Raw genomic sequence first — 24383 nt, 5'->3', positions numbered from 1 at the left:
AGTAAAAATAACGCATAGGGAGGACAACTATGAACAAAAAAAACAATGGCATGATGAAAAATGCCTTGTATTATGTCCTCGTAATCTTAGCGATGGTAATGGTCGTCTACTTTATTTTTGGTAACAATGGCCAACGGTCGTCAGATATCGAGTACTCAAAATTCACTGAACAATTACAAGAAGGCAAAATCAAAAACTTTGAGGTGCAACCTGCTAATGGTGTGTATAAGATCTCAGGTGAATACAAAGAACAACAGACAGTTGCAAATAGTGGGGGTCTATCGATTCTAGGTACTACTGAGACATCAACTACGCACTTCACTACGATTATTTTGCCAAACGATACAACATTGAGCCAAGTCACAGAGTTGGCAAAAGACAACAACGTAGCAACTACGATCAGAGAAGAATCAAGTAGCGGCGTATGGGTATCACTCCTATTAAGCTTCTTGCCAATCGTGATCATCGTCTTCTTCTTCTATATGATGATGGGACAACAAGGTGGCGGCGGAGGCGGCGGAGGCCGTGTGATGAACTTTGGGAAATCCAAAGCAAAAGAAGCCGACAAAAAAGCAAATCGCGTTCGTTTCTCTGATGTAGCGGGTGCGGAAGAAGAAAAACAAGAACTTGTCGAAGTCGTTGAGTTCCTAAAAGATCCAAGACGCTTCATTGAATTAGGCGCACGTATTCCAGCCGGAGTTCTCTTAGAAGGACCTCCAGGGACTGGTAAAACATTGCTTGCCAAAGCAGTTGCTGGTGAAGCTGGCGTACCATTCTACTCTATTTCGGGTTCAGACTTTGTTGAAATGTTTGTTGGGGTCGGTGCAAGCCGAGTTCGTGACTTATTTGAAACTGCGAAAAAGAATGCTCCAGCAATCATCTTTATTGATGAAATCGATGCTGTCGGTCGTCAACGTGGCGCTGGTATGGGTGGCGGACACGATGAACGTGAACAAACACTGAACCAATTGCTTGTTGAAATGGATGGATTCGATGGAAATGAAGGCGTGATCGTGATTGCAGCGACCAACCGTTCAGACGTATTAGATCCAGCCTTGCTTCGTCCAGGACGTTTTGACCGTCAAATTTTAGTTGGTCGTCCAGATGTCAAAGGCCGTGAAGCGATTTTACGAGTTCACGCAAGAAACAAACCAATTGCTGACGATGTTGATTTGAAAGTCGTAGCACAACAAACACCAGGTTTTGCTGGTGCGGATTTAGAAAACGTCTTAAACGAAGCAGCATTAGTAGCTGCTCGTCGAAACAAGAAAAAAATCGATGCTTCTGATATCGATGAAGCAGAAGACCGCGTGATTGCTGGACCAGCCAAGAAAGACCGTGTCATCAGCAAACGCGAACGCGAAATGGTCGCTTACCATGAAGCAGGTCATACGATCGTTGGACTTGTCTTGAGTCGTGCCCGTGTCGTTCACAAAGTAACGATCATCCCGCGTGGACGTGCTGGTGGATATATGATCGCTTTACCAAAAGAAGATCAATTCTTAATGACAAAAGAAGATATGTTTGAACAAATCGTTGGATTACTAGGTGGACGTACCGCAGAAGAAATCATCTTCAACGTTCAATCTACTGGTGCATCAAATGACTTTGAACAAGCAACAGCACTAGCAAGAAGTATGGTTACAGAGTATGGGATGAGTGATCGCTTAGGTCCTGTCCAATATGAAGGAAACCACCAAGTATTCGTAGGCCGTGACTATGGTCAAACGAAAGCATACTCAGAACAAGTTGCTTTTGAAATCGACCAAGAAGTACGCAAGATCTTGATGGAAGCACATCAAAAAGCACATGAAATCATCGAAGCACACCGTGCGCAACACAAACTGATCGCAGAAAAACTGCTTGAATTTGAAACATTGGATGCCAAAGCAATCAAATCTCTCTTTGAAAAAGGTGTAATGCCTGAAGGAGCAGAATCGGCAGACTTCCCTAGTGAAAAAGAAGCGCAAACGTTTGAAGAAGCTAAACGTGCACTAGAAGAAAAAGATGCGGAAAAACAAGCAGAAGAAAAACATGAGTTTGATGAAGCGAAAAAAGAGTTGAATGATGACAATCAATCGACTTCAACGGATGAACAAAATCATTCAGATGATCAAAATAGATAAAGAAAGCAGCTGTGACGAAAGTCGCAGCTCTTTTTTTTGTGTCTGACAATTAAAAAAGAAACGTAGAATTTACAAATTCAAAAGTTGAAAAATTTGGGAGTTACTAGTATGATTCACTATGAGTTTTAAAATCGGGAAATGAGGTACATACAAATGGAAGATTATTTAGTGAAGGCATTAGCCAATGACGGGTTTGTTCGAGCGTATGCTGTTCGTGCAACCAATACTGTTGCAGAAGCGCAGCAACGCCATGATACTTGGCATACATCATCCGCAGCATTAGGCCGTGCATTAGTTGGCAGTCTGCTGCTAGGTGCGACAGTTAAAGGAGAAGATAAATTAACAGTACGCATCCAAGGAGATGGCCCTGCAGGTGGGATCGTTGTTGATGCGAATGGTAAAGGTGATGTCAAAGGGTACATCAAAAATCCACACCTGAGTTTACCGCTGAACGCAGAAGGAAAAATCGATGTACGTGGAGCAGTAGGGACACAAGGGATGTTTAGTGTGACAAAAGATCTAGGGTTAAAAGAACCTTTTTCAGGACAAACACCAATTGTATCTGGTGAACTAGCTGAAGATTTCACGTACTATTTAGCGATTTCAGAACAAATCCCTTCAGCTGTAGGGCTAAGCGTCTTAGTCAATACGGATGATACCATCAAAACAGCGGGTGGTTTTATGATCCAGATCATGCCAGGGGCAGACGAAGAAACGATTGCGAAAATCGAAGAGCAACTGAAAACAACACCACGTATTTCTACACTCTTAGATGAAGGATTGACACCTGAAGAAATCTTGCAAGGATTGTTAGGAACAGACGAATTGCAAGTACTAGAAAAAATGCCTGTACAGTTTAAATGTGATTGTTCGAAAGAAAAGTTTGGCGAAGCAATCATTGCTTTAGGCGCAGCAGAAATCCAAGCAATGATCGATGAAGACCATGGCGCAGAAGCAGTTTGCTCATTTTGCAATAGTAAGTATACCTACACAGAAGATGACCTAGCAGCATTGAAGACAGAAGCCTTGGGAGGATTATAAGTGGATCACACATGGAAAATCGGGAACGTTGAAATACCGAATCGCGTTGTTGTAGCACCAATGGCAGGGATCACGAACGCTGCATTTCGTGTAACTGTCAAAGAATTTGGTGCAGGAATGGTCGTTTGCGAGATGATCAGTGACCAAGGTATTCATTTCCGCAACAAAAAAACATTGGAAATGCTGCATATCGACGAAACGGAGCATCCATTAAGCTTGCAAATATTTGGTGGGAACAAAGACACATTAGTAGAAGCAGCACAGTTTGTTGAGAAACATACTACAGCAGATATCATTGATATCAATATGGGATGCCCAGTCAATAAAATCATCAAAGCTGAAGCAGGTGCAAAATGGTTATTAGATCCTGATAAAGTCTATGAAATGGTTCATGCAGTTGCATCGGCAGTTGATGTGCCAGTTACTGTGAAAATGCGTATTGGTTGGGACGAAGAACATGTTTTTGCTGTCGAAAACGCATTAGCCGCTCAAGCAGCTGGAGCCGGTGCAGTAGCCATGCACGGACGAACACGTGTGCAAATGTATGAAGGAAAAGCCAATTGGGAAGTGTTAAAGGAAGTCAAAAAACATCTAACGATCCCTTTTATGGGGAACGGGGACGTCAAAACGCCAGAAGATGCAAAACGCATGTTGGAATACGTGGGTGCCGATGGCGTCATGATCGGCCGCGCTGCTTTAGGGAATCCTTGGATGATCCATCGGACACAACATTATTTAGAAACTGGAGAGCTGATTCCGGAACCAACCGCACGCGAAAAAATCGCTACTGCAAAATTACATCTAGAACGTTTAGTTGATTTAAAAGGAGAAACCATCGCCTGTCGTGAGTTTCGGACACACGCTTCCTACTATCTAAAAGGTATCTCACGTGCAGCCAAGATCAAATTAGCGATCAATAAGACTGAGAAACAGCATGAAATCAATGAACTGCTTGACCAATTGGTTGAAAAAAGTGAAAAATTATCACTTCAATCTTAGGAAGTTATTCTAAGTTTTTTGCGAAATTCAAGCCGAAACACTAAGTTCGGCTTGCTTTTTTTGCGTTTCATTGGCATTATAAGGAAGAGAATAAGATGAGAATGGAGGAACTTTTGTGACTGAGGAACAACAAAATCAATTAGAAGATTTAAACGATCAAATGATTGTTCGTCGTGAAAAAATGGAGCAATTGAGAGAAAATGGGATTGATCCATTTGGTAAGCGATTTGAGCGTACACATAATTCCCAAGAATTGCACGAATTATTTGATCCACGTACAAAAGAAGAATTGGCGGAGATGGCATTGACAGCGAGTGTTGCTGGCCGTATGATGACACGCCGTGGAAAAGGTAAAGCTGGATTTGCCCATCTGCAAGACAGAGAGGGCCAAATCCAAATCTACGTACGCAAAGACCGAGTAGGTGAAGAAGCTTATGAAGTATTCAAACATGCTGACTTAGGAGATTTCTTTGGCGTAACTGGAGAAATCATGAAAACTGATACAGGTGAGGTATCGATCAAAGCCTCTGAAATCGTCATCTTATCAAAAGCACTTCGTCCATTACCAGATAAATATCATGGATTAACGAACATCGAACAACGATACAGACAGCGTTACCTTGATTTAGTAAGTAATAGAGATAGTTTTGACCGCTTCATGAAACGCAGTCAAATCATTAGTGAGATCCGTCGCTATTTAGATGGGAACGGCTATATCGAAGTTGAAACACCAGTCTTGCATAATGAAGCCGGTGGAGCAGCAGCACGTCCTTTCATCACACATCACAATGCGTTAGATATGGATCTATATCTACGTATTGCGTTAGAACTTCATTTGAAACGTCTGATCGTTGGTGGTATGGAAAAAGTTTATGAGATCGGCCGTGTATTCCGTAATGAAGGAATCGATACGACCCACAACCCTGAGTTCACGATGCTTGAAGCATACACTGCATACACTGATTTCCAAGATGTGATGAACTTGACAGAAGGTATCATCCGTAATGCAGCTGAAAAAGTATTAGGAACAGCTAAAATCACTTATGCAGGTCAAGCAGTTGACTTAGAGAGTGATTTCAAACGTGTGCATATGGTCGATGCAATCAAAGAGCATACAGGTGTTGATTTCTGGAAAGAAATGACCTTAGAAGAAGCATTAGCGATTGCAAAAGAACACCAAGTTGAAGTGACAGAAGCAATGGGTGTTGGTCACGTCATCAATGAATTCTTTGAAGCATTCGTGGAAGAAACCTTAGTACAACCAACATTTGTCTATGGACATCCAGTAGAAGTTTCTCCATTGGCGAAGAAAAATCCTGAAGACCCACGTTTTACTGACCGTTTCGAATTGTTCATCACAGGTAAAGAATTTGCGAATGCCTTTACTGAGCTGAATGATCCAATCGATCAAAGAGAACGTTTTGAAGCGCAAGAAAAAGAACGCGAGCTTGGAAACGATGAAGCACATGGTTTAGACGAAGACTTCTTAGAAGCACTAGAATATGGTATGCCACCAACTGGCGGACTAGGTATCGGAATCGACCGTCTAGTCATGCTATTGACCGATGCTCAATCGATCCGTGACGTATTACTATTCCCAACCATGCGTTAAATCTGAGACATAAACAGAAACAACCTGTTCAGGGAACCAAACCGACAATAGCCAGAAATGATTTTTATTTCTAGCTGCTGTCGGTTTATTTTTTAGAGTAAAAATGAGATAACTTTGCTTGAAATGTGGTTCTATATTTAAGACTTTATTGAAACTAATTTTTAAGTAAATGCGTATCAATGAACCAATTCAGAGAAAGTTATGGCAAGGGATAAGTTAGATATAAAAAAAGAAAACGGAACCATTAGAAATGGGTCTGCTTTATAGAAGTTTCAGCACAGTTGCAATAGCGAATGATTTATATAGATAAAGGTTTTCAATCTCTTTATACCATGTAAAAAGCGAACGTTTATATCTCTTTTTATTATATTAATCGTATAACTAAAAAACTTGAAAAAACACAAAAAAATTCGTTGACCAATAAGATTTTAGTTGGTATATTATTATTTGTTCAAAAGTTAAGTTTCATAACTTCTGAATGATCATAAAAAAGTTCTTGACGTGTGGGACAACACATGATAAGATAACCAAGTCGCTTGTGAACGACAATAGATAAACGTTGATTTCGCAAAGAAAAAAACAAAATTAACTGTTGACAAATAACAAACGATGAGTTATGATAAGTGAGTTGCTAAAACGACCTCGTGAAAAACGAGTTCAAAAAACTTTTAAAAAATAGTTGACAATCATTCGAGAGTTTGCTAAGATATAAAAGTTGCTACGGCAATCACAAACGATAAGTTGAGGCAGTTGTGTTTCAATTATCACGTAGACCTTTGAAAACTGAACAAAGTAAGACAAACCAAATGTGTAGGGCGTCTTGATTCAATTCAAGACAACAAACATTTTTAACAAGCAAGCAATATGCTAGCAAACAAATTGAGCTTAACAATCGCAAGATTGTTCTAACTTTTATTTATGAGAGTTTGATCCTGGCTCAGGACGAACGCTGGCGGCGTGCCTAATACATGCAAGTCGAACGCTTCTTTTCCCACCGGAGCTTGCTCCACCGGGAAAAGAGGAGTGGCGAACGGGTGAGTAACACGTGGGTAACCTGCCCATCAGAAGGGGATAACACTTGGAAACAGGTGCTAATACCGTATAACAATCGAAACCGCATGGTTTCGTTTTGAAAGGCGCTTTACGGTGCCGCTGATGGATGGACCCGCGGTGCATTAGCTAGTTGGTGAGGTAACGGCTCACCAAGGCCACGATGCATAGCCGACCTGAGAGGGTGATCGGCCACATTGGGACTGAGACACGGCCCAAACTCCTACGGGAGGCAGCAGTAGGGAATCTTCGGCAATGGACGAAAGTCTGACCGAGCAACGCCGCGTGAGTGAAGAAGGTTTTCGGATCGTAAAACTCTGTTGTTAGAGAAGAACAAGGGTGAGAGTAACTGTTCACCCCTTGACGGTATCTAACCAGAAAGCCACGGCTAACTACGTGCCAGCAGCCGCGGTAATACGTAGGTGGCAAGCGTTGTCCGGATTTATTGGGCGTAAAGCGAGCGCAGGCGGTTTCTTAAGTCTGATGTGAAAGCCCCCGGCTCAACCGGGGAGGGTCATTGGAAACTGGGAGACTTGAGTGCAGAAGAGGAGAGTGGAATTCCATGTGTAGCGGTGAAATGCGTAGATATATGGAGGAACACCAGTGGCGAAGGCGGCTCTCTGGTCTGTAACTGACGCTGAGGCTCGAAAGCGTGGGGAGCAAACAGGATTAGATACCCTGGTAGTCCACGCCGTAAACGATGAGTGCTAAGTGTTGGAGGGTTTCCGCCCTTCAGTGCTGCAGCTAACGCATTAAGCACTCCGCCTGGGGAGTACGACCGCAAGGTTGAAACTCAAAGGAATTGACGGGGGCCCGCACAAGCGGTGGAGCATGTGGTTTAATTCGAAGCAACGCGAAGAACCTTACCAGGTCTTGACATCCTTTGACCACTCTAGAGATAGAGCTTCCCCTTCGGGGGCAAAGTGACAGGTGGTGCATGGTTGTCGTCAGCTCGTGTCGTGAGATGTTGGGTTAAGTCCCGCAACGAGCGCAACCCTTATTGTTAGTTGCCATCATTTAGTTGGGCACTCTAGCAAGACTGCCGGTGACAAACCGGAGGAAGGTGGGGATGACGTCAAATCATCATGCCCCTTATGACCTGGGCTACACACGTGCTACAATGGGAAGTACAACGAGTCGCAAAGTCGCGAGGCTAAGCTAATCTCTTAAAGCTTCTCTCAGTTCGGATTGTAGGCTGCAACTCGCCTACATGAAGCCGGAATCGCTAGTAATCGCGGATCAGCACGCCGCGGTGAATACGTTCCCGGGCCTTGTACACACCGCCCGTCACACCACGAGAGTTTGTAACACCCGAAGTCGGTGAGGTAACCTTTTTGGAGCCAGCCGCCTAAGGTGGGATAGATGATTGGGGTGAAGTCGTAACAAGGTAGCCGTATCGGAAGGTGCGGCTGGATCACCTCCTTTCTAAGGAATATTACGGAGACTACACACGTTTGTCGATACTTTGTTCAGTTTTGAGAGGTCTACTCTCAAAATTTTGTTCATTGAAAACTGGATATTGAAGTAAAAATGTAAGTAATACAAACCGAGAACACCGCGTTGAATTTGAAAGCTAAACAAATCGTTTAGCCTTAAGCAAAATAGGCGGCCAGAAGTGAAAGCTTGCTTTCACGGATTGGACGATCTTTTTGTCGAAGAGGCTGATTTGTGTGCTGGATAGAGTTTTTTAATAAGTTCAATTGCTTATTTTTCTTGATTGGACTTCTATCGCTAGAAGAAAGATCAAAACCCAACCGTAAGGTTGATAAGGTTAAGTGAATAAGGGCGCACGGTGGATGCCTTGGCACTAGGAGCCGATGAAGGACGGGACTAACACCGATATGCTTTGGGGAGCTGTACGTAAGCTATGATCCAGAGATTTCCGAATGGGGGAACCCAGCATCTTTTATAGGATGTTACGTATACGTGAATACATAGCGTATACGAGGTAGACGCAGAGAACTGAAACATCTAAGTACCTGCAGGAAGAGAAAGAAAATTCGATTCCCTGAGTAGCGGCGAGCGAAACGGGAAAAGCCCAAACCAATGAGCTTGCTCATTGGGGTTGTAGGACTCCGATATGGTAGTTCTTTCAGATAGTCGAATGACTTGGAAAAGTCAGTCAGAGAGGGTGAAAGCCCCGTAGATGAAATTTGGAAGGCACCTAGGAGGATCCTGAGTACGGCGGAACACGAGGAATTCCGTCGGAATCCGGGAGGACCATCTCCCAAGGCTAAATACTCCCTAGTGACCGATAGTGAACCAGTACCGTGAGGGAAAGGTGAAAAGCACCCCGGAAGGGGAGTGAAATAGAACCTGAAACCGTGTGCCTACAACAAGTCAAAGCCCGTTAATGGGTGATGGCGTGCCTTTTGTAGAATGAACCGGCGAGTTACGATTGCATGCGAGGTTAAGTTGAAGAGACGGAGCCGCAGCGAAAGCGAGTCTGAATAGGGCGTTTGAGTATGTAGTCGTAGACCCGAAACCATGTGATCTACCCATGTCCAGGTTGAAGGTGCGGTAAAACGCACTGGAGGACCGAACCCACGTACGTTGAAAAGTGCGGGGATGAGGTGTGGGTAGCGGAGAAATTCCAAACGAACTTGGAGATAGCTGGTTCTCTCCGAAATAGCTTTAGGGCTAGCCTCGGAATTGAGAATGATGGAGGTAGAGCACTGTTTGGACTAGGGGCCCATCTCGGGTTACCGAATTCAGATAAACTCCGAATGCCATTCATTCATATCCGGGAGTCAGACTGTGAGTGATAAGATCCATAGTCGAAAGGGAAACAGCCCAGACCACCAGCTAAGGTCCCAAAATATATGTTAAGTGGAAAAGGATGTGGGGTTGCACAGACAACTAGGATGTTGGCTTAGAAGCAGCCACCATTTAAAGAGTGCGTAATAGCTCACTAGTCGAGTGACCCTGCGCCGAAAATGTACCGGGGCTAAACATATTACCGAAGCTGTGGAGTACACCTTTAGGTGTATTGGTAGGAGAGCGTTCTAAGGGCGTTGAAGGTAGATCGTGAGGACTGCTGGAGCGCTTAGAAGTGAGAATGCCGGTATGAGTAGCGAAAGACAGGTGAGAATCCTGTCCACCGAATGACTAAGGTTTCCTGGGGAAGGCTCGTCCGCCCAGGGTTAGTCGGGACCTAAGCCGAGGCCGACAGGCGTAGGCGATGGACAACAGGTTGATATTCCTGTACTCGTTGTTTTTGTTTGAGCAATGGAGGGACGCAGGAGGCTAAGGAATGCAGACGATCGGAAATGTCTGTCCAAGCAGTAAGTCTTGATAGGAGTCAAATGCTTCTAACTTTAAGGACAAGCTGTGATGGGGAGGGAAATAATAGTACCGAAGTTCCTGACGTCACACTGCCGAGAAAAGCTTCTAGTGAGAAAACAACGACCCGTACCGCAAACCGACACAGGTAGTCGAGGAGAGAATCCTAAGGTGAGCGAGAGAACTCTCGTTAAGGAACTCGGCAAAATGACCCCGTAACTTCGGGAGAAGGGGTGCTGATCGTCAGATCAGCCGCAGTGAATAGGCCCAAGCGACTGTTTATCAAAAACACAGGTCTCTGCAAAATCGTAAGATGAAGTATAGGGGCTGACGCCTGCCCGGTGCTGGAAGGTTAAGAGGAGTGCTTAGCGTAAGCGAAGGTACGAATTGAAGCCCCAGTAAACGGCGGCCGTAACTATAACGGTCCTAAGGTAGCGAAATTCCTTGTCGGGTAAGTTCCGACCCGCACGAAAGGCGTAACGATTTGGGCACTGTCTCAACGAGAGACTCGGTGAAATTTTAGTACCTGTGAAGATGCAGGTTACCCGCGACAGGACGGAAAGACCCCATGGAGCTTTACTGTAGTTTGATATTGAGTGTCTGTACCGCATGTACAGGATAGGTAGGAGCCGTAGAAATCGGAACGCTAGTTTCGATGGAGGCGCTGGTGGGATACTACCCCTGCGTTATGGCCACTCTAACCCGCACCACTTATCGTGGTGGGAGACAGTGTCAGATGGGCAGTTTGACTGGGGCGGTCGCCTCCTAAAGAGTAACGGAGGCGCCCAAAGGTTCCCTCAGAATGGTTGGAAATCATTCGAAGAGTGTAAAGGCAGAAGGGAGCTTGACTGCGAGACCTACAAGTCGAGCAGGGACGAAAGTCGGGCTTAGTGATCCGGTGGTTCCGCATGGAAGGGCCATCGCTCAACGGATAAAAGCTACCCTGGGGATAACAGGCTTATCTCCCCCAAGAGTCCACATCGACGGGGAGGTTTGGCACCTCGATGTCGGCTCGTCGCATCCTGGGGCTGTAGTCGGTCCCAAGGGTTGGGCTGTTCGCCCATTAAAGCGGCACGCGAGCTGGGTTCAGAACGTCGTGAGACAGTTCGGTCCCTATCCGTCGCGGGCGTTGGAAATTTGAGAGGAGCTGTCCTTAGTACGAGAGGACCGGGATGGACTTACCGCTGGTGTACCAGTTGTTCTGCCAAGGGCATTGCTGGGTAGCTATGTAGGGAAGGGATAAACGCTGAAAGCATCTAAGTGTGAAGCCCACCTCAAGATGAGATTTCCCATTTCTTTAAGAAAGTAAGATCCCTGAGAGATGATCAGGTAGATAGGTCAGGAGTGGAAGTACAGTGATGTATGGAGCGGACTGATACTAATCGATCGAGGACTTAACCAAAATAAAATGAAAAACTCGGAGAGTTTCTTACTAATACTTCAAATCCAGTTTTGAGTGAACAAGATTTACTCAATATAGATAACACCAAGTGTGGTGGCGATGGCGAGAAGGATACACCTGTAACCATGCCGAACACAGAAGTTAAGCTTCTTAGCGCCGATTGTAGTGAGGGGTTGCCCCTTGTGAGAGTAGGACGCCGCCACGCTTTGTTATCTTTGGAGGTTTAGCTCAGCTGGGAGAGCATCTGCCTTACAAGCAGAGGGTCAGCGGTTCGATCCCGTTAACCTCCATATGAGCCGTTAGCTCAGTTGGTAGAGCATCTGACTTTTAATCAGAGGGTCACAGGTTCGAGCCCTGTACGGCTCATATTTTTGCGGGTGTGGCGGAATTGGCAGACGCACTAGATTTAGGATCTAGCGCCTTACGGCGTGGGGGTTCAAGTCCCTTCACCCGCATCATATGATTGTTTCTATTTTTTTACGCCGGCTTAGCTCAGTTGGTAGAGCATCTGATTTGTAATCAGAGGGTCGAGGGTTCAAGTCCTTTAGCCGGCATCGTAAATACGCGGAAATAGCTCAGTGGTAGAGCACCACCTTGCCAAGGTGGGGGTCGCGGGTTCGAACCCCGTTTTCCGCTTTGCCAATGTACTACGCGCCGGGGTGGCGGAACTGGCAGACGCACAGGACTTAAAATCCTGCGGTGAGTGATCACCGTACCGGTTCGATTCCGGTCCTCGGCATTACAAATATGCGCCCATAGCTCAATTGGATAGAGTGTTTGACTACGGATCAAAAGGTTAGGGGTTCGACTCCTCTTGGGCGCGTTAGTTTTACGGGAAGTAGCTCAGCTTGGTAGAGCACTTGGTTTGGGACCAAGGGGTCGCAGGTTCGAATCCTGTCTTCCCGATTAGTAAATAGTTTCAAGGGGCCTTAGCTCAGCTGGGAGAGCGCCTGCTTTGCACGCAGGAGGTCAGCGGTTCGATCCCGCTAGGCTCCATTTCATTTAAATAATGAATACTTTTTTTCGCGGTGTAGCTCAGCTGGCTAGAGCGTCCGGTTCATACCCGGGAGGTCGGGGGTTCGATCCCCTCCGCCGCGATTATTTAAGAGCCTGGACCTTTAGCTCAGTTGGTTAGAGCAGACGGCTCATAACCGTCCGGTCGTAGGTTCGAGTCCTACAAGGTCCATAGCGACGTTGTATTTCATATTGGAGGATTACCCAAGTCCGGCTGAAGGGAACGGTCTTGAAAACCGTCAGGCGGGTAAAACCGTGCAAGGGTTCGAATCCCTTATCCTCCTTTTTATATTATCGCGGGATGGAGCAGTCTGGTAGCTCGTCGGGCTCATAACCCGAAGGTCGTAGGTTCAAATCCTGCTCCCGCAATTAAAAACTAAAAACATTGGTTCCGTGGTGTAGGGGTTAACATGCCTGCCTGTCACGCAGGAGATCGCGGGTTCGATTCCCGTCGGGACCGCCACGCGGGTGTAGTTTAGTGGTAAAACCACAGCCTTCCAAGCTGTTGTCGCGAGTTCGATTCTCGTCACCCGCTTTTAGTTTTTATGGGCCTATAGCTCAGCTGGTTAGAGCGCACGCCTGATAAGCGTGAGGTCGATGGTTCGAGTCCATTTAGGCCCATTTATTCAAAATCTTAATGGTTTTGGGGAAGTACTCAAGTGGCTGAAGAGGCGCCCCTGCTAAGGGTGTAGGTCGGGAAACCGGCGCGAGGGTTCAAATCCCTCCTTCTCCGTTTCATTTTTATCTGGCCCGTTGGTCAAGCGGTTAAGACACCGCCCTTTCACGGCGGTAACACGGGTTCGAATCCCGTACGGGTCATTAGCTTTATATTGGAGGATTACCCAAGTCCGGCTGAAGGGAACGGTCTTGAAAACCGTCAGGCGGGTAAAACCGTGCAAGGGTTCGAATCCCTTATCCTCCTTTTTATATTATCGCGGGATGGAGCAGTCTGGTAGCTCGTCGGGCTCATAACCCGAAGGTCGTAGGTTCAAATCCTGCTCCCGCAATTAAAAACTAAAAACATTGGTTCCGTGGTGTAGGGGTTAACATGCCTGCCTGTCACGCAGGAGATCGCGGGTTCGATTCCCGTCGGAACCGTTTGGCTCGGTAGCTCAGTTGGTAGAGCAATGGATTGAAGCTCCATGTGTCGGCAGTTCGATTCTGTCCCGCGCCATACTGCGGGTGTAGTTTAGTGGTAAAACCACAGCCTTCCAAGCTGTTGTCGCGAGTTCGATTCTCGTCACCCGCTTTAGTTTTTATGGGCCTATAGCTCAGCTGGTTAGAGCGCACGCCTGATAAGCGTGAGGTCGATGGTTCGAGTCCATTTAGGCCCATTATTTTCATATTTTTACCTGGCCCGTTGGTCAAGCGGTTAAGACACCGCCCTTTCACGGCGGTAACACGGGTTCGAATCCCGTACGGGTCATCGAAGATACTTCAAGCAAGTATCTTTTTTTTTGCTCTTTGACAAGTAGTGTTGGCGAGTTCAAATTGATAGAATTTCATCGAGAATCAATCGAAGTAGAAATACGCTTCGATTGATTCTTTTTGTTTTGGATCGATCTAAGATAATCTAGCCTTAGATCAAGTAAATACGGTCACTAAAATGGCAGGAATGACGGTATCTATGAATCATGTGTTTGTTGATCTTAACATTATTGTCTGTTCCTTCCAATGTCTCGTAACTATAAGATGTTTGGAAGGCGTTTATGATTCCATTTCTATATTTAGTCACTTTCATTTTACATGTCATACAATCAACTGTTGGTTGATTATCTAACCCTACATGAATCATGGTGGAGAGGGTCTACCTTCTTTCTTTTCTTAAAGCCAATTCCTTGGAAATGATTTTTTTGTTTGTTACATTAAGTAATTTTTTGTAAGTTCATCCATGGAGAAATTCTTTCCTGTACAGCTTTGTTTTTATCAGTTTTCTTCATTATAGGGCCTTTATCATCTTTTGGATGGAGAGCTGCGGGAATGATTACGCTCATCCTATAAATCTACTATTTTTTTTAAACTTATCGATTTGCTGATGTTATGGGAGAGTACTTTTTTCGTGATTTTAAAATAAATGGGTAATTTTTATAGGAGCAGTCACTATACTATAATTAGTTAGAATGTACCAAATATGAGGTTATAAACCTATAAATTTTCTAACTAGATAATAGAAAAATCTAGTTAGAAGGATTATATGGAAGGAGAAGAAGCAACAGACAACCATAGAAATGTTGCTGGTTTTAAAGAAGGAATAAATAGGCTGCCTTGTAGTTCAGATGATTTTTTCATTACTTACAAATGGATCGGTACAAAATTATCAAGCAAAAGAAGTACTGTACTTAAAAGTCAGTGCTCAAGTAAGAAAGTAAATAGAAGTAAAAAAATACGATGAGTAGGGAGGAAACCTGTTAGTCAAAACAAGTAATATCTATAAATTAGAAAAGAAGATTCGACAGATACATTGAAAACAAACCAATTTTCGTCCGCACTATCCCTCAATGAACCGTCAACTGAAATGGAGATTGAAGATAATGGCAATTGAATCCATAGAAGTGGAAACGACTCTATCCTAGCTTCCAATCATGCCCCGAATGTTTTAAACCTGTTGCACCTATCATTTTGACAAAGCTTGACATACAGCGAATAGAGATGAGATGACAAGCTTCATCTGAATTTAGTTGTAGTGCCGATTTTACGAGCATCCATCAAACGAAAAAGTAGGTGTATCGAAGTTGTTTGATCTGAATTGACGTCTCGTATTGAACCAAATGAGCGTAGTCAGCGAGCGGCAAAATCGGAAATGTAAAAACAGGAAATCAACATTGATCTGACAGCTTCTAAAATTGGTTAGAACTATTTATAGAATTTTGGCAAAGGAAAATATGAATACCGAAGAAATGATGAAAGAAAACAATAAAAATGAATTTCTCCAAAAACTACAAATATTAACGTTAGCACTTTCGTTAAAGGAAAATAATCAAAGAGTTGCTTCACCAGGTTTTTATAATTCACTGTATGCAACATACATAAACATGCTAGAAAATGATGATGATCAATCCTTTATTGATATAGAAAACCAGTCAAAAGTGATTGATTCACTGAAAAGATCTATGGATTTTTATAGCAGTGGTCATCCAAATTTTCTACAGAAAATCATTGAAAAAATGACCAATAATGACCCAACAGACTTCATGCTTTTCCAAAATTGGAATAATCTAGATAAAGATGGAAATAATTTACAACATGATTGTGGCTGGATCGTATATAAAAGGGAAAATGATTTGTTTGTTGTTCAAGTAGATAGAAAAGAGCAATTTGGTGTAGGACAGGTGTCATATGCTAGGATTCCAATAACAAAAGCAGCTTGTTTAAGTGAACTATTTTTTTTGAAGTTGAACTTGCAAAATTCAGATGAGTTCTCTTTATTCCATGGGATCAAGTCAATTTCAGCTGGATTTCAGGAAATTCCTGTTTTAAATAATATAGTAAAAAAAGGAATGGACAATCCGGTCAGTACCTTAGAAGATATCTTTAAAATACTAGTGTTCCACTATATAGTAGACATTTTTTCGTTAAATACGACTGATAGGATAAAGTCACTCTGGCAGGGGGCAAATATTCAACTGACCATACAAATACGTGAAAGTCTTCTTGCAGCAATAAAAAAGGACAATCACATCTGGAATGAACAATTTGACTACATTTTTGATTATTATTTGTATCAAACTGGAAATATTGGAATCAATGCAATTTTACCTAGTAATAAACAAAATGAGTGGCGGGACAGTATCAAAAAAAGTTTTAATAGTGATCCTTATATCCTTGCATTGATGAGTAGCGATGGAAAGATTTTAGATATAGATGAGGAGCTATTGCAAAAAAATCTTGTCTTAACCGTCAAACCATTAAATGTACTGTATGATAGAGAGCTCCCATTAGTCAGTTCGATTGAATTGATGAATACACTCTATCATGATGGAATAATGATCACTATCTATGAAGATCGGTTGACTATGATCAAGAACCCTATAGCAAAAGAAATGAATCAACGTTTCCTTTCAAGACTACAAGAGCGATACCAAGAAATAAATAAAGAAATGAAACGACGTATCATAAAGAATCAACCAGAAGAACTAACTCTGGAAAGTAATAGTTATAGTTTAGTTCAGCTAGGAACAAACATAGTATCAACAAATGACAGTAGTTTAGTTCAAACAGAAATAATGAAACAACAGAAAAAACAGGTTTTTTCACGAAACATAGATATGTTGGCTTTAACGTTATCGTTAAAATCCAATGATGATATCAATTGTTTCCCAGGAATTTATGATCTATTATTTTCGACCTACATTAAAATGATCAAAAATGACCAAGAAGATTTTTTTATTGATAAGCAACGGCAACCAAATATTATCCAGTCCTTACAACGAACGATAGAGATTTATAAACGAACAAACATAGAAGACTTACATAATATTTTTTTGAATTTAAGAAATAATGATCCAACGGACTTTGTACTGTGTCCAGCTTATTTTCATATGTTAGATCCAAAAGAAGGCGGGCATATTTGTGGATTGACCATATATAAAAGAGACAATGAATTGATTATTATGCAAGTAGATAAAGAGTCTTTTTTTGAATCAGGTGCAGTATCTTATGTTAAAGTACCGTTAAAAAATATTCAGGAGTTAAGTCAAATTATCTTCTCTGCACGAGAATTTTTTGATTTTAAGCCATATGGAATCCTAAGAAAAATCGAAGCTATTTCTCATAAATTCAAAACGATCCCATCGATAAAATTAGCGCATCAAACCACTGGTAATTGTGGAATCATTGAAATCGAAGCTACTTTGAGATTGATTTTATTCCACTGTAAAAAGGATATCTTTGATTTACAAACGTGTGATCGAATCACTCCAAAATGGGGAGGAGATAGTCAAGATTCAGCAACCATAGAGATGAAGGTACGATTTGTTGAGGCAATGAAAGGAACAGATCAGGAATGGAATGAAAATTTTGATTATGTATTGGGTTATTATCTTTATCGAAAAAAACAATCGATAAAATGGGGAGAAGCACAATTATCTATACATAAAGATTACTGGTATACAAGCATACGTCATTTATATTCTAATGATCTTTACATTGTAGAAATACTGAATAGCGGGGGAATGATCCCAGCTGATTTTGATGTGCCTTTAAAAGAGAAAATGATAGAACTCGTAGGAAAAGCAGGTATATTGTTGAACAGAGAAATCAAAGCAGTCGGGTTATCTGAACTATACAAAGAAATACAAGAGAATACCTATGAACTAGAATTATTAAAAGGGAGACTCTCCTTTCTCAAAATCCCTGTGGCAAAAGAAATGTTAGACTACTATATTGCTCGCATAATGATAAAGAATATAGAAATAAAGAAGGAAATCAGTCGACGTATCGGCATTGAACCAAAAGAATCTACCTGTCAATTGATGGAACGGCTACCAATAGTATCCCCTACTGTTAGCGTTCAAATCCCTCAACTATCATCACCTACTTCTCAAAGAACAACAGGGACTATGATCCCTGTGTCGAATCGCTTTACTTCGATGATTGATCAAGTGAAACAAGTGTCAGAAGCTAAAAATCAACGTTTAGTCAGTAAACAGGTCAAATGTAACGTGCAGAATACATTGACAAAGTAACTGATGGATCTTGAAAAATATATATGTGATTTTAGTAAGTTAATCAATAGGGTTCTGTGGTTGGGAACTTATTTAATAGATACGAAGGACAAAAACAACAGGTTTGTACTAAGGGGAGTCATAAATAACTAGATTAGATAGGAGGAAAGAATGATATGGACACGGAAGATGAATTTATTAAAAGACTAGATATGCTGTCTTTGGCACTCTCACTGGATACAATGTGGGAAAACTTTCGTTCATCATTAGGAATGTATGAATTGGTTTTTTCAACTTATATCAGCATGATCAAGAACGATCCTGATGAGTTTTTCATGGAAAAAGAGCAACAGGTGAGTGTACTCGAATCCTTACAACGATCAAAAGAATTCTGTAGCATAGAAAATAGCCAGAACTTGAAAAAATTGTTGGAAAATATGAGGAATAATGATCCAACAGATTTTATGATATTTCCTATTCCTATTAAGAATCCGATTAGTGAATATATGCAGCCACAGTTGAACACTTTAACAATCTATAAAAAAGAAGATTATTTTGTTGTGACGCAGGTAGAGAATGGACAACAGGATGAACCAAGGCAACTGGAATATTTTTGGATACCCTTAATGGATGTAGCTAGTTTATGTGAAGTTATCTCTTTTAGTCGTAACACGATCGAATCAATTGATTCAGTAGTACCCAATATAGTGGATGAAATCAGAGAAATTTCAGACCAATACGAAGTTACGCCTACGCCCATTGATAAAAAAGAAACTATAGCGTTCAATGATCATTGGATCGGTAAAGTAGAGAGTGCTTTGAGGATCATTTTGTCCAATTGTCGCACAAATGAATTTTATATCAGCTCGACTATTCAACCGTTACCACCATGGAACATGAAACATCCTGATCCAAATATTGAAATGAAAAAAAGATTTCTTGAAGCGGTCAAAGGCCAAAAGCAAGAATGGAACGATCAGTTTGACTATGTTTTTGATTATTTTTTATATAAGAAAAATCGATTGATTGAAAATTCTGTCGTAGCAACAGAGAGCTTTTATACACCGTGGCCGAACATCGTTGAATTTCTATTTGTAGAAGATCCCTATATAGTAGCACTACGTAAAAGCAACGGTGATATTTCAAGAGCTGTTAGCAGGGAACTATCTTATCTAAGAAACAGAATGGAAATGTCCGTAGTAGATGTATTAGATGCATTAGATCAATTAGGAGGAGGAGAAGTCATCGATTTGCCGTTTAGTGAGTTAGAAAATGGGTTTCATAAGAATGGTGAAATAATCAGCGTTTATAAAGAACGATTACCTCTAATCAGACTTCCGATAGCTAAGGAGATGACCCAACTTTGTCTTTCAAAAATGGAAGTTCGCTCTCAAGAAATAGAGGGTGAATTAAAGCGTCGTAGGACAATAAGAAGAAAGCTGGATGAAAGCAGTAGAATCACGCAGTTCGTCTCAAAAGTAGTACCAACTAGTCTCATGGATTATATCACTCCGAATCAAGAGGCAATGGAGCAAAGACAAGAATTTGCAAAACGAGTGGACATGTTAGCTATGTCATTATCGTTGAAACCGAATGATCAATCATTTGTTTCACCGGAAAGTTACGAATTGCTATTTTCAATCTATGCGAAGATGATCAGAACGGATTATAATAATTTTTTTGTTGATCGAATACAAACAATGAATATTGTCCATTCGTTAAAGAGAACAATACAGTTGTATCGCATGGATGGCGCAGAAAGTCTCCAAACTATTTTCGAAAAACTGAAAAATTATGACCCCACCGATTTTATGCTTATTCCGGTAGCTTTTTCCACTGATCATACACAGAAGTATTTTGGGCATGTTTGCGGTCTGACAATTTACAAAAGAGAAAACAATTTTGTTGTGCTGAAAGTGGACAAAGAACAGTCCTATCGTACAGGATCGGTATCCTATGTGAAAGTTCCTTTTGAAAAGGCAAGAGCATTGAGTCAATTGCTTTTTTCAGAACGCCATTTTTCAAATGAAAAACCATACGATATACTAAAAAAAATTGAAGGGTTATCACATGAATTTCGCCAGATTCCAGCAATACAACTCAAAGAGCAAACCATTGATAATTCCGTCATTAGTGAAATAGAAGCATCGTTGAGAACTATCCTGTTTAATTGTAAAAAAGATATATTTCATTTGAATGACCAGGAAAGGGTGACCCCTAAATGGGGAAAGCTGGATGAGCCTATGTTAGCAAGACCTCAGAGACGCCAAAATTGGTGGATGGAAGATCTTGGAACTACTGTAACAATGAAAGAGAGATTTCTTTTGGCAGTTAAAGGAATGAATGGGAATTGGAATAAAAATTTACAATATATCTACGATTATTATTTTTATTTTAAAAACATATGTAAAAAAATGGAACATTCAGGAATTGATCAAAAACAAGCCCTTCTTAAGAATATCCGGTATCTTTTTCAGCATGATCCTTATATTCAAGAAATGGTAAACAGAAGGGGGGAGATTCCGACGATCTTTGATGAACAACTAAGAAAAAAAGTGAAGGAAATGGTTGAATCAATGGGATCGTTACCTGATAGTGTCTTGAGAATAATGGAAACATCTAAGATCCAGCAAGAGATTCAAATTAACGCATATGTGCAAGGTTTTATAAAACAACGCCTCCCATTTATCAAAATTCCCGTAGCCAAAGAAATGTCCGAACACATGATTTATTATACCGAAATGAAGAATGACAGATTGCAAAGAGAGTATCAGAGACGGGTAGATCTCGCACAAAAGAAACAAAAGGAAGAACCAATCTATCGCTCCACCACTATGCCAATTACGGAAACATCAAGTCCAGTTGCCCACAGCTCTCGTGCCTCACTTAATTTGGTAACGAGAAGTACAAATTTGGGTGATACTCTAAAAGGGCGCTTTTCAGAACTATGTGATCGAGCAAAAAATTTATCTGGTTCTGTCAGCAATAATCTAGTGAGAGAAGCAACAAACAAGACGAATCATAGACAAGAGAAGTGATTTTTCGTTAATTATTTTAATGGAAAGTGAAGGGATTGTCGAAAACAATAACTATGGAAATGAATGGATAAAAAATCAGCTAAGTTCGCTTTAAGCTTGGCTTTAAAAGAAGATAAATAGTTTTGATTCATTCGAAGAGCATAGCTTGCTGATTACAACTTACCTATAACGAGTGCATATGAAGAAATACATGAGAGAAAGGATAGATTTAAATACCTACCATAATATGCAAGGTATTTGTCCGTCCATTCTCTCTTTTTAAAAGCCCAAAATGGGCGATAAATGTGTCATATTTTGTTAGCAATACGATGAATGTTGTAACAAAACCTAAAATGATTTATTTTGGAGGTAACTATGAATAATGAAGAAACAATCGAAAAAAGAACGAATGGAAATAAATGATTTTAAGAAAAGAATTGATATACTTGCCATGAATCTGTCTTTGAAAGAAAATGATCGCTTTTATGACGGACTAGAAATGATTTTTGCACTGTATGAAAAAATGATCCGAAATGATCAAGATGCCTTTTTCATTGATAAGGAACGAAAGGCACACATTATTGAATCATTAAAATACTCGAAACAGATTTTCGAGATCAAGAAACCCATGAAGATACGAGAATTATTACTAAACTTGAGGAGTGATGACCCCACAGACTTTCTAATTTTCCCGGCTACTTTTTCTGTGTTTGAGCATAAGCTATCTGCTCATCTATGTGGCTTGATCTTCTATCGAAAAAACAATCATTTACTGGCGATCCAAGTAGATAAACAAAGATACTTTAAACAGACCGTTGTTTCCTATACCCAGATACCGCTAACGAAGATCGAGCAATTAAGTAAAATACTCTTTGTTAATCGAGATCATTACGGGCATAAACCTTTTGATATATTTAAAGATATCGAAGCAATTTCAGCAGCATTTCAATCTATTCCAACAATACAAATGAAAGAACAGATGACAGGGAATTGTGTGATTCTGGAATTAGAGGCTACGTTAAAATTAGCTTTGTATCACTGCCAAAGAGATATATTCTCGATTGATATAAATGAGAGAGTAACACCGATATGGAACTTAGTTCATCCGAATCCAACAGTAGAAATGCGCGAAAGGTTTCTTAAAGTAGTCAAAGGAAAAAACAAAAAATGGAATGCTCTGTTTGATTATATCTTTGGTTATTATTTATACCGAAAAGGGTATGATATAGAAACTACGATCCTCCATCACCACAGACAAGAAAAAATTTGGTATAAGCTTCTTGAAACGGTTTTTAAATTGGATCCTTATATCCTCGCTATACAAAATGGTAATGGAGATCTTCCAATTCTAAATGAAGCGAAATTAATCAAAAGACTTGATCGAGCAGTAAAATCATTAAGTGAACTTTATGAAGAGGATATTAAGGAAGTTGCTGATGATAAATTAGTGCTAATGCTCAAATTTGATGGATGTTTACGATCCATCATCAAAGAACGATTAGCATTCATAAAAATTCCAGTAGCTAAAAAAATGAATGAACATCTACTTTTAAGGATTGACGAGCGTTTTCAAGAAAACTACGCAGAAATAAAGAGACGAACAGAATTAAGAAAAAAAGAATGGGGATTGCTAAGTGATAAAGGGTGGTTGGTTCAGTTTGTAGAGAAGTGGATACCAAGGACTAGCGCCTATTTTTTATCATCAGAGATTGGAGAAACAAAACAGTTATATGAATTTGCAAGAAGAATGGATATGTTAGCATTAACTTTGTCGCTAAAAAGTAATAAGGATTATTTTGTCAGACCGGAAAATTACATATTATTATTTTCAACTTACATAAAAATGATCAAAAATGACAAAGATGGCTTTTTTATTGATAAAAAAAGGCAACTATCTATCATTCAGTCATTGGAACGAACGATTGCGTTGTATCGCTTTGACCAAATGGAGAAGTTAAAAATTGTTTTAGAGAATTTGAGAAATAATGATCCGACAGATTTTATGCTTTTTCCGACGAGTTATTCCACGTTAGCTTCTGACCAAGCTGGACATGTCTGTGGGCTAACTGTCTACAAAAAGGATGACCAGTTTCTGGTGATGCAAGTAGATAAGAAAAAAGAGATTGGTGCGGGGGCTGTATCTTATGTGATAGTATCAGCCGCTAAAGCTGAAGAATTGAGTAATATTTTATTTTCTGCACGGGATCTATTAAATTTCCATCCATATGGAACATTAATAAAAATTGAAGCTCTTTCTCACCAATTCAAAAAGATTCCTGCTATAAAATTGGAACCGCCAACGACTAACAATTATGGAGTAAGTGGCATCGAAACATCTTTAAGATTGATTTTGTTCAATTGTAATGATTGCCTATTTGAATTAGATGATTGCTCTAAAATAACACCAACGTGGAATAGTAAGCATAAGAACGCAACTTTTGAGATGCAGAAAAGATTTCTTCATGCAATGAAGGAACACAATCGGGAATGGAATAAAAACTTTGATTATGTTTTTGGTTATGGTCGATTTAGAAATTCGATATATGCGAATGCGCAACAATCGGGTAGTAGTCTTAGCAAAGAGAAATGGTATCGAAATATCCGTTCATTATACAGAGAAGATCCTTATATAAAGGTAATCTTGAATAGAGGTGGCAGTATTCCACCAGCAGTCGACGAAAAAATAATAGAAAAAATCTTAAAAGTAGCAGAGGCGCCGGGGACATTATATCAACGTGAGATCAGTGAAGTTGATTTGTCGGACTTGCATCGCGCACTTCTAAGTATTAGACATGAAATAAGTTTCATAACAGATCGAAACACCTATACCCAGATACCAATAGCAAAAGAAATAATCGATTCTTCGATTGATTTTCTTCAGGAAAAAACAATAGAAATTCAGAAAGAAATCAATCACCGCAACAGAATTGAAAAATTTAATCACTTCAATCAAATAAGTAAACAATGGATTCCCTTACCTTGGCATAATACCAGCAGGCAAGCTGTTCACACACTGGCAACTGCTTCGGAAGAAGTTACTATTTGTTCCTCACGAGAAAATCGATTCTCTTCTATGCTTTCTCAAGTCAAACATCAGGCAAAAGTAACAAGTAAAGATCTAGCCAGAAAGCCAGCAATAAATGAACTAAAAAGGCAATAGAAAAAGAGCCAATTAAA

Annotated in this window: 8 protein-coding genes, 25 tRNA genes and 3 rRNA genes; all 36 read left to right on the top strand. The window is 40.8% G+C overall.

The annotated features are described in order from the left end of the window. Positions 1-29 precede the first annotated feature (29 nt). Positions 30-2126 (top strand): ATP-dependent zinc metalloprotease FtsH, encoded by a 2097-nt coding sequence (gene ftsH / locus IGJ14_RS13125; protein WP_019722333.1) that lies wholly within the window; start codon positions 30-32, stop codon positions 2124-2126. A gap of 153 nt (positions 2127-2279) precedes the next feature. Then, on the top strand, positions 2280-3167 hold the full coding sequence (gene hslO, locus IGJ14_RS13120) for an Hsp33 family molecular chaperone HslO (protein ID WP_019722332.1): 888 nt from the start codon (positions 2280-2282) through the stop codon (positions 3165-3167). Next, positions 3168-4166, top strand: a complete 999-nt coding sequence (gene dusB, locus IGJ14_RS13115; protein WP_010734125.1) for a tRNA dihydrouridine synthase DusB — start codon at positions 3168-3170, stop codon at positions 4164-4166. It abuts the gene before it with no gap. A 115-nt stretch (positions 4167-4281) separates the two neighbouring features. After that, positions 4282-5778, top strand: coding sequence for a lysine--tRNA ligase (gene lysS / locus IGJ14_RS13110; RefSeq protein WP_010734126.1), 1497 nt, complete (start codon positions 4282-4284; stop codon positions 5776-5778). A 914-nt stretch (positions 5779-6692) separates the two neighbouring features. Next, positions 6693-8253, top strand: a 16S ribosomal RNA gene (locus IGJ14_RS13105). A 344-nt stretch (positions 8254-8597) separates the two neighbouring features. Beyond that, positions 8598-11512, top strand: a 23S ribosomal RNA gene (locus IGJ14_RS13100). Positions 11513-11601: 89 nt separating this feature from the next. Beyond that, positions 11602-11717: ribosomal RNA gene (rrf, locus tag IGJ14_RS13095) — 5S ribosomal RNA — on the top strand. The 16S, 23S and 5S rRNA genes sit together here with 25 tRNA genes alongside, the layout of an rRNA operon. A gap of 12 nt (positions 11718-11729) precedes the next feature. After that, positions 11730-11802, top strand: a tRNA-Val gene (locus IGJ14_RS13090). Positions 11803-11805: 3 nt separating this feature from the next. Further along, positions 11806-11878: transfer RNA gene (locus tag IGJ14_RS13085), tRNA-Lys, on the top strand. Positions 11879-11885: 7 nt separating this feature from the next. Next, positions 11886-11967 (top strand) — tRNA-Leu (locus IGJ14_RS13080). 26 nt (positions 11968-11993) lie between these two features. After that, positions 11994-12066, top strand: a tRNA-Thr gene (locus IGJ14_RS13075). Positions 12067-12076: 10 nt separating this feature from the next. After that, positions 12077-12148: transfer RNA gene (locus tag IGJ14_RS13070), tRNA-Gly, on the top strand. A 17-nt stretch (positions 12149-12165) separates the two neighbouring features. Further along, a tRNA-Leu gene (locus IGJ14_RS13065) sits at positions 12166-12251 on the top strand. Between the two features lie 10 nt (positions 12252-12261). Then, positions 12262-12335 (top strand) — tRNA-Arg (locus tag IGJ14_RS13060). Between the two features lie 9 nt (positions 12336-12344). Next, positions 12345-12418: transfer RNA gene (locus IGJ14_RS13055), tRNA-Pro, on the top strand. Positions 12419-12435: 17 nt separating this feature from the next. Continuing rightward, positions 12436-12508: transfer RNA gene (locus IGJ14_RS13050), tRNA-Ala, on the top strand. Between the two features lie 28 nt (positions 12509-12536). Then, positions 12537-12610 (top strand) — tRNA-Met (locus tag IGJ14_RS13045). A gap of 14 nt (positions 12611-12624) precedes the next feature. Then, positions 12625-12698: transfer RNA gene (locus IGJ14_RS13040), tRNA-Ile, on the top strand. Positions 12699-12720: 22 nt separating this feature from the next. Further along, a tRNA-Ser gene (locus IGJ14_RS13035) sits at positions 12721-12810 on the top strand. A gap of 11 nt (positions 12811-12821) precedes the next feature. Beyond that, positions 12822-12895: transfer RNA gene (locus tag IGJ14_RS13030), tRNA-Met, on the top strand. A gap of 18 nt (positions 12896-12913) precedes the next feature. Next, positions 12914-12989, top strand: a tRNA-Asp gene (locus tag IGJ14_RS13025). A gap of 1 nt (position 12990) precedes the next feature. Then, a tRNA-Gly gene (locus IGJ14_RS13020) sits at positions 12991-13061 on the top strand. 12 nt (positions 13062-13073) lie between these two features. Then, positions 13074-13147 (top strand) — tRNA-Ile (locus IGJ14_RS13015). 24 nt (positions 13148-13171) lie between these two features. Next, positions 13172-13259: transfer RNA gene (locus tag IGJ14_RS13010), tRNA-Ser, on the top strand. Positions 13260-13273: 14 nt separating this feature from the next. Continuing rightward, positions 13274-13345 (top strand) — tRNA-Glu (locus IGJ14_RS13005). 13 nt (positions 13346-13358) lie between these two features. Then, positions 13359-13448, top strand: a tRNA-Ser gene (locus tag IGJ14_RS13000). 11 nt (positions 13449-13459) lie between these two features. Beyond that, positions 13460-13533: transfer RNA gene (locus IGJ14_RS12995), tRNA-Met, on the top strand. A gap of 18 nt (positions 13534-13551) precedes the next feature. Beyond that, a tRNA-Asp gene (locus tag IGJ14_RS12990) sits at positions 13552-13624 on the top strand. A 3-nt stretch (positions 13625-13627) separates the two neighbouring features. Further along, a tRNA-Phe gene (locus IGJ14_RS12985) sits at positions 13628-13700 on the top strand. Positions 13701-13704: 4 nt separating this feature from the next. Next, a tRNA-Gly gene (locus IGJ14_RS12980) sits at positions 13705-13775 on the top strand. An 11-nt stretch (positions 13776-13786) separates the two neighbouring features. Beyond that, positions 13787-13860: transfer RNA gene (locus IGJ14_RS12975), tRNA-Ile, on the top strand. Between the two features lie 20 nt (positions 13861-13880). Continuing rightward, positions 13881-13952, top strand: a tRNA-Glu gene (locus IGJ14_RS12970). Positions 13953-14720: 768 nt separating this feature from the next. After that, entirely contained in the window at positions 14721-14918 is a 198-nt protein-coding gene (locus IGJ14_RS12965; protein WP_019723238.1) for a hypothetical protein, read from the top strand. A gap of 490 nt (positions 14919-15408) precedes the next feature. Then, complete coding sequence (locus IGJ14_RS12960; protein WP_019723237.1) at positions 15409-18210, top strand: hypothetical protein; 2802 nt, start codon at positions 15409-15411, stop codon at positions 18208-18210. A gap of 314 nt (positions 18211-18524) precedes the next feature. After that, positions 18525-21227, top strand: coding sequence for a hypothetical protein (locus tag IGJ14_RS12955; protein WP_207463666.1), 2703 nt, complete (start codon positions 18525-18527; stop codon positions 21225-21227). Between the two features lie 388 nt (positions 21228-21615). After that, positions 21616-24366, top strand: coding sequence for a hypothetical protein (locus IGJ14_RS12950; protein WP_430608036.1), 2751 nt, complete (start codon positions 21616-21618; stop codon positions 24364-24366). The last annotated feature ends 17 nt before the right edge of the window (positions 24367-24383 follow it).

The sequence above is a fragment of the Enterococcus sp. DIV1304_2 genome, assembly GCF_050555445.1.
Classification (GTDB): domain Bacteria; phylum Bacillota; class Bacilli; order Lactobacillales; family Enterococcaceae; genus Enterococcus_B; species Enterococcus_B pernyi.
Note: the sequence above shows the minus strand (reverse complement) of the source record. Positions and strands in the feature narration are given on the sequence as shown.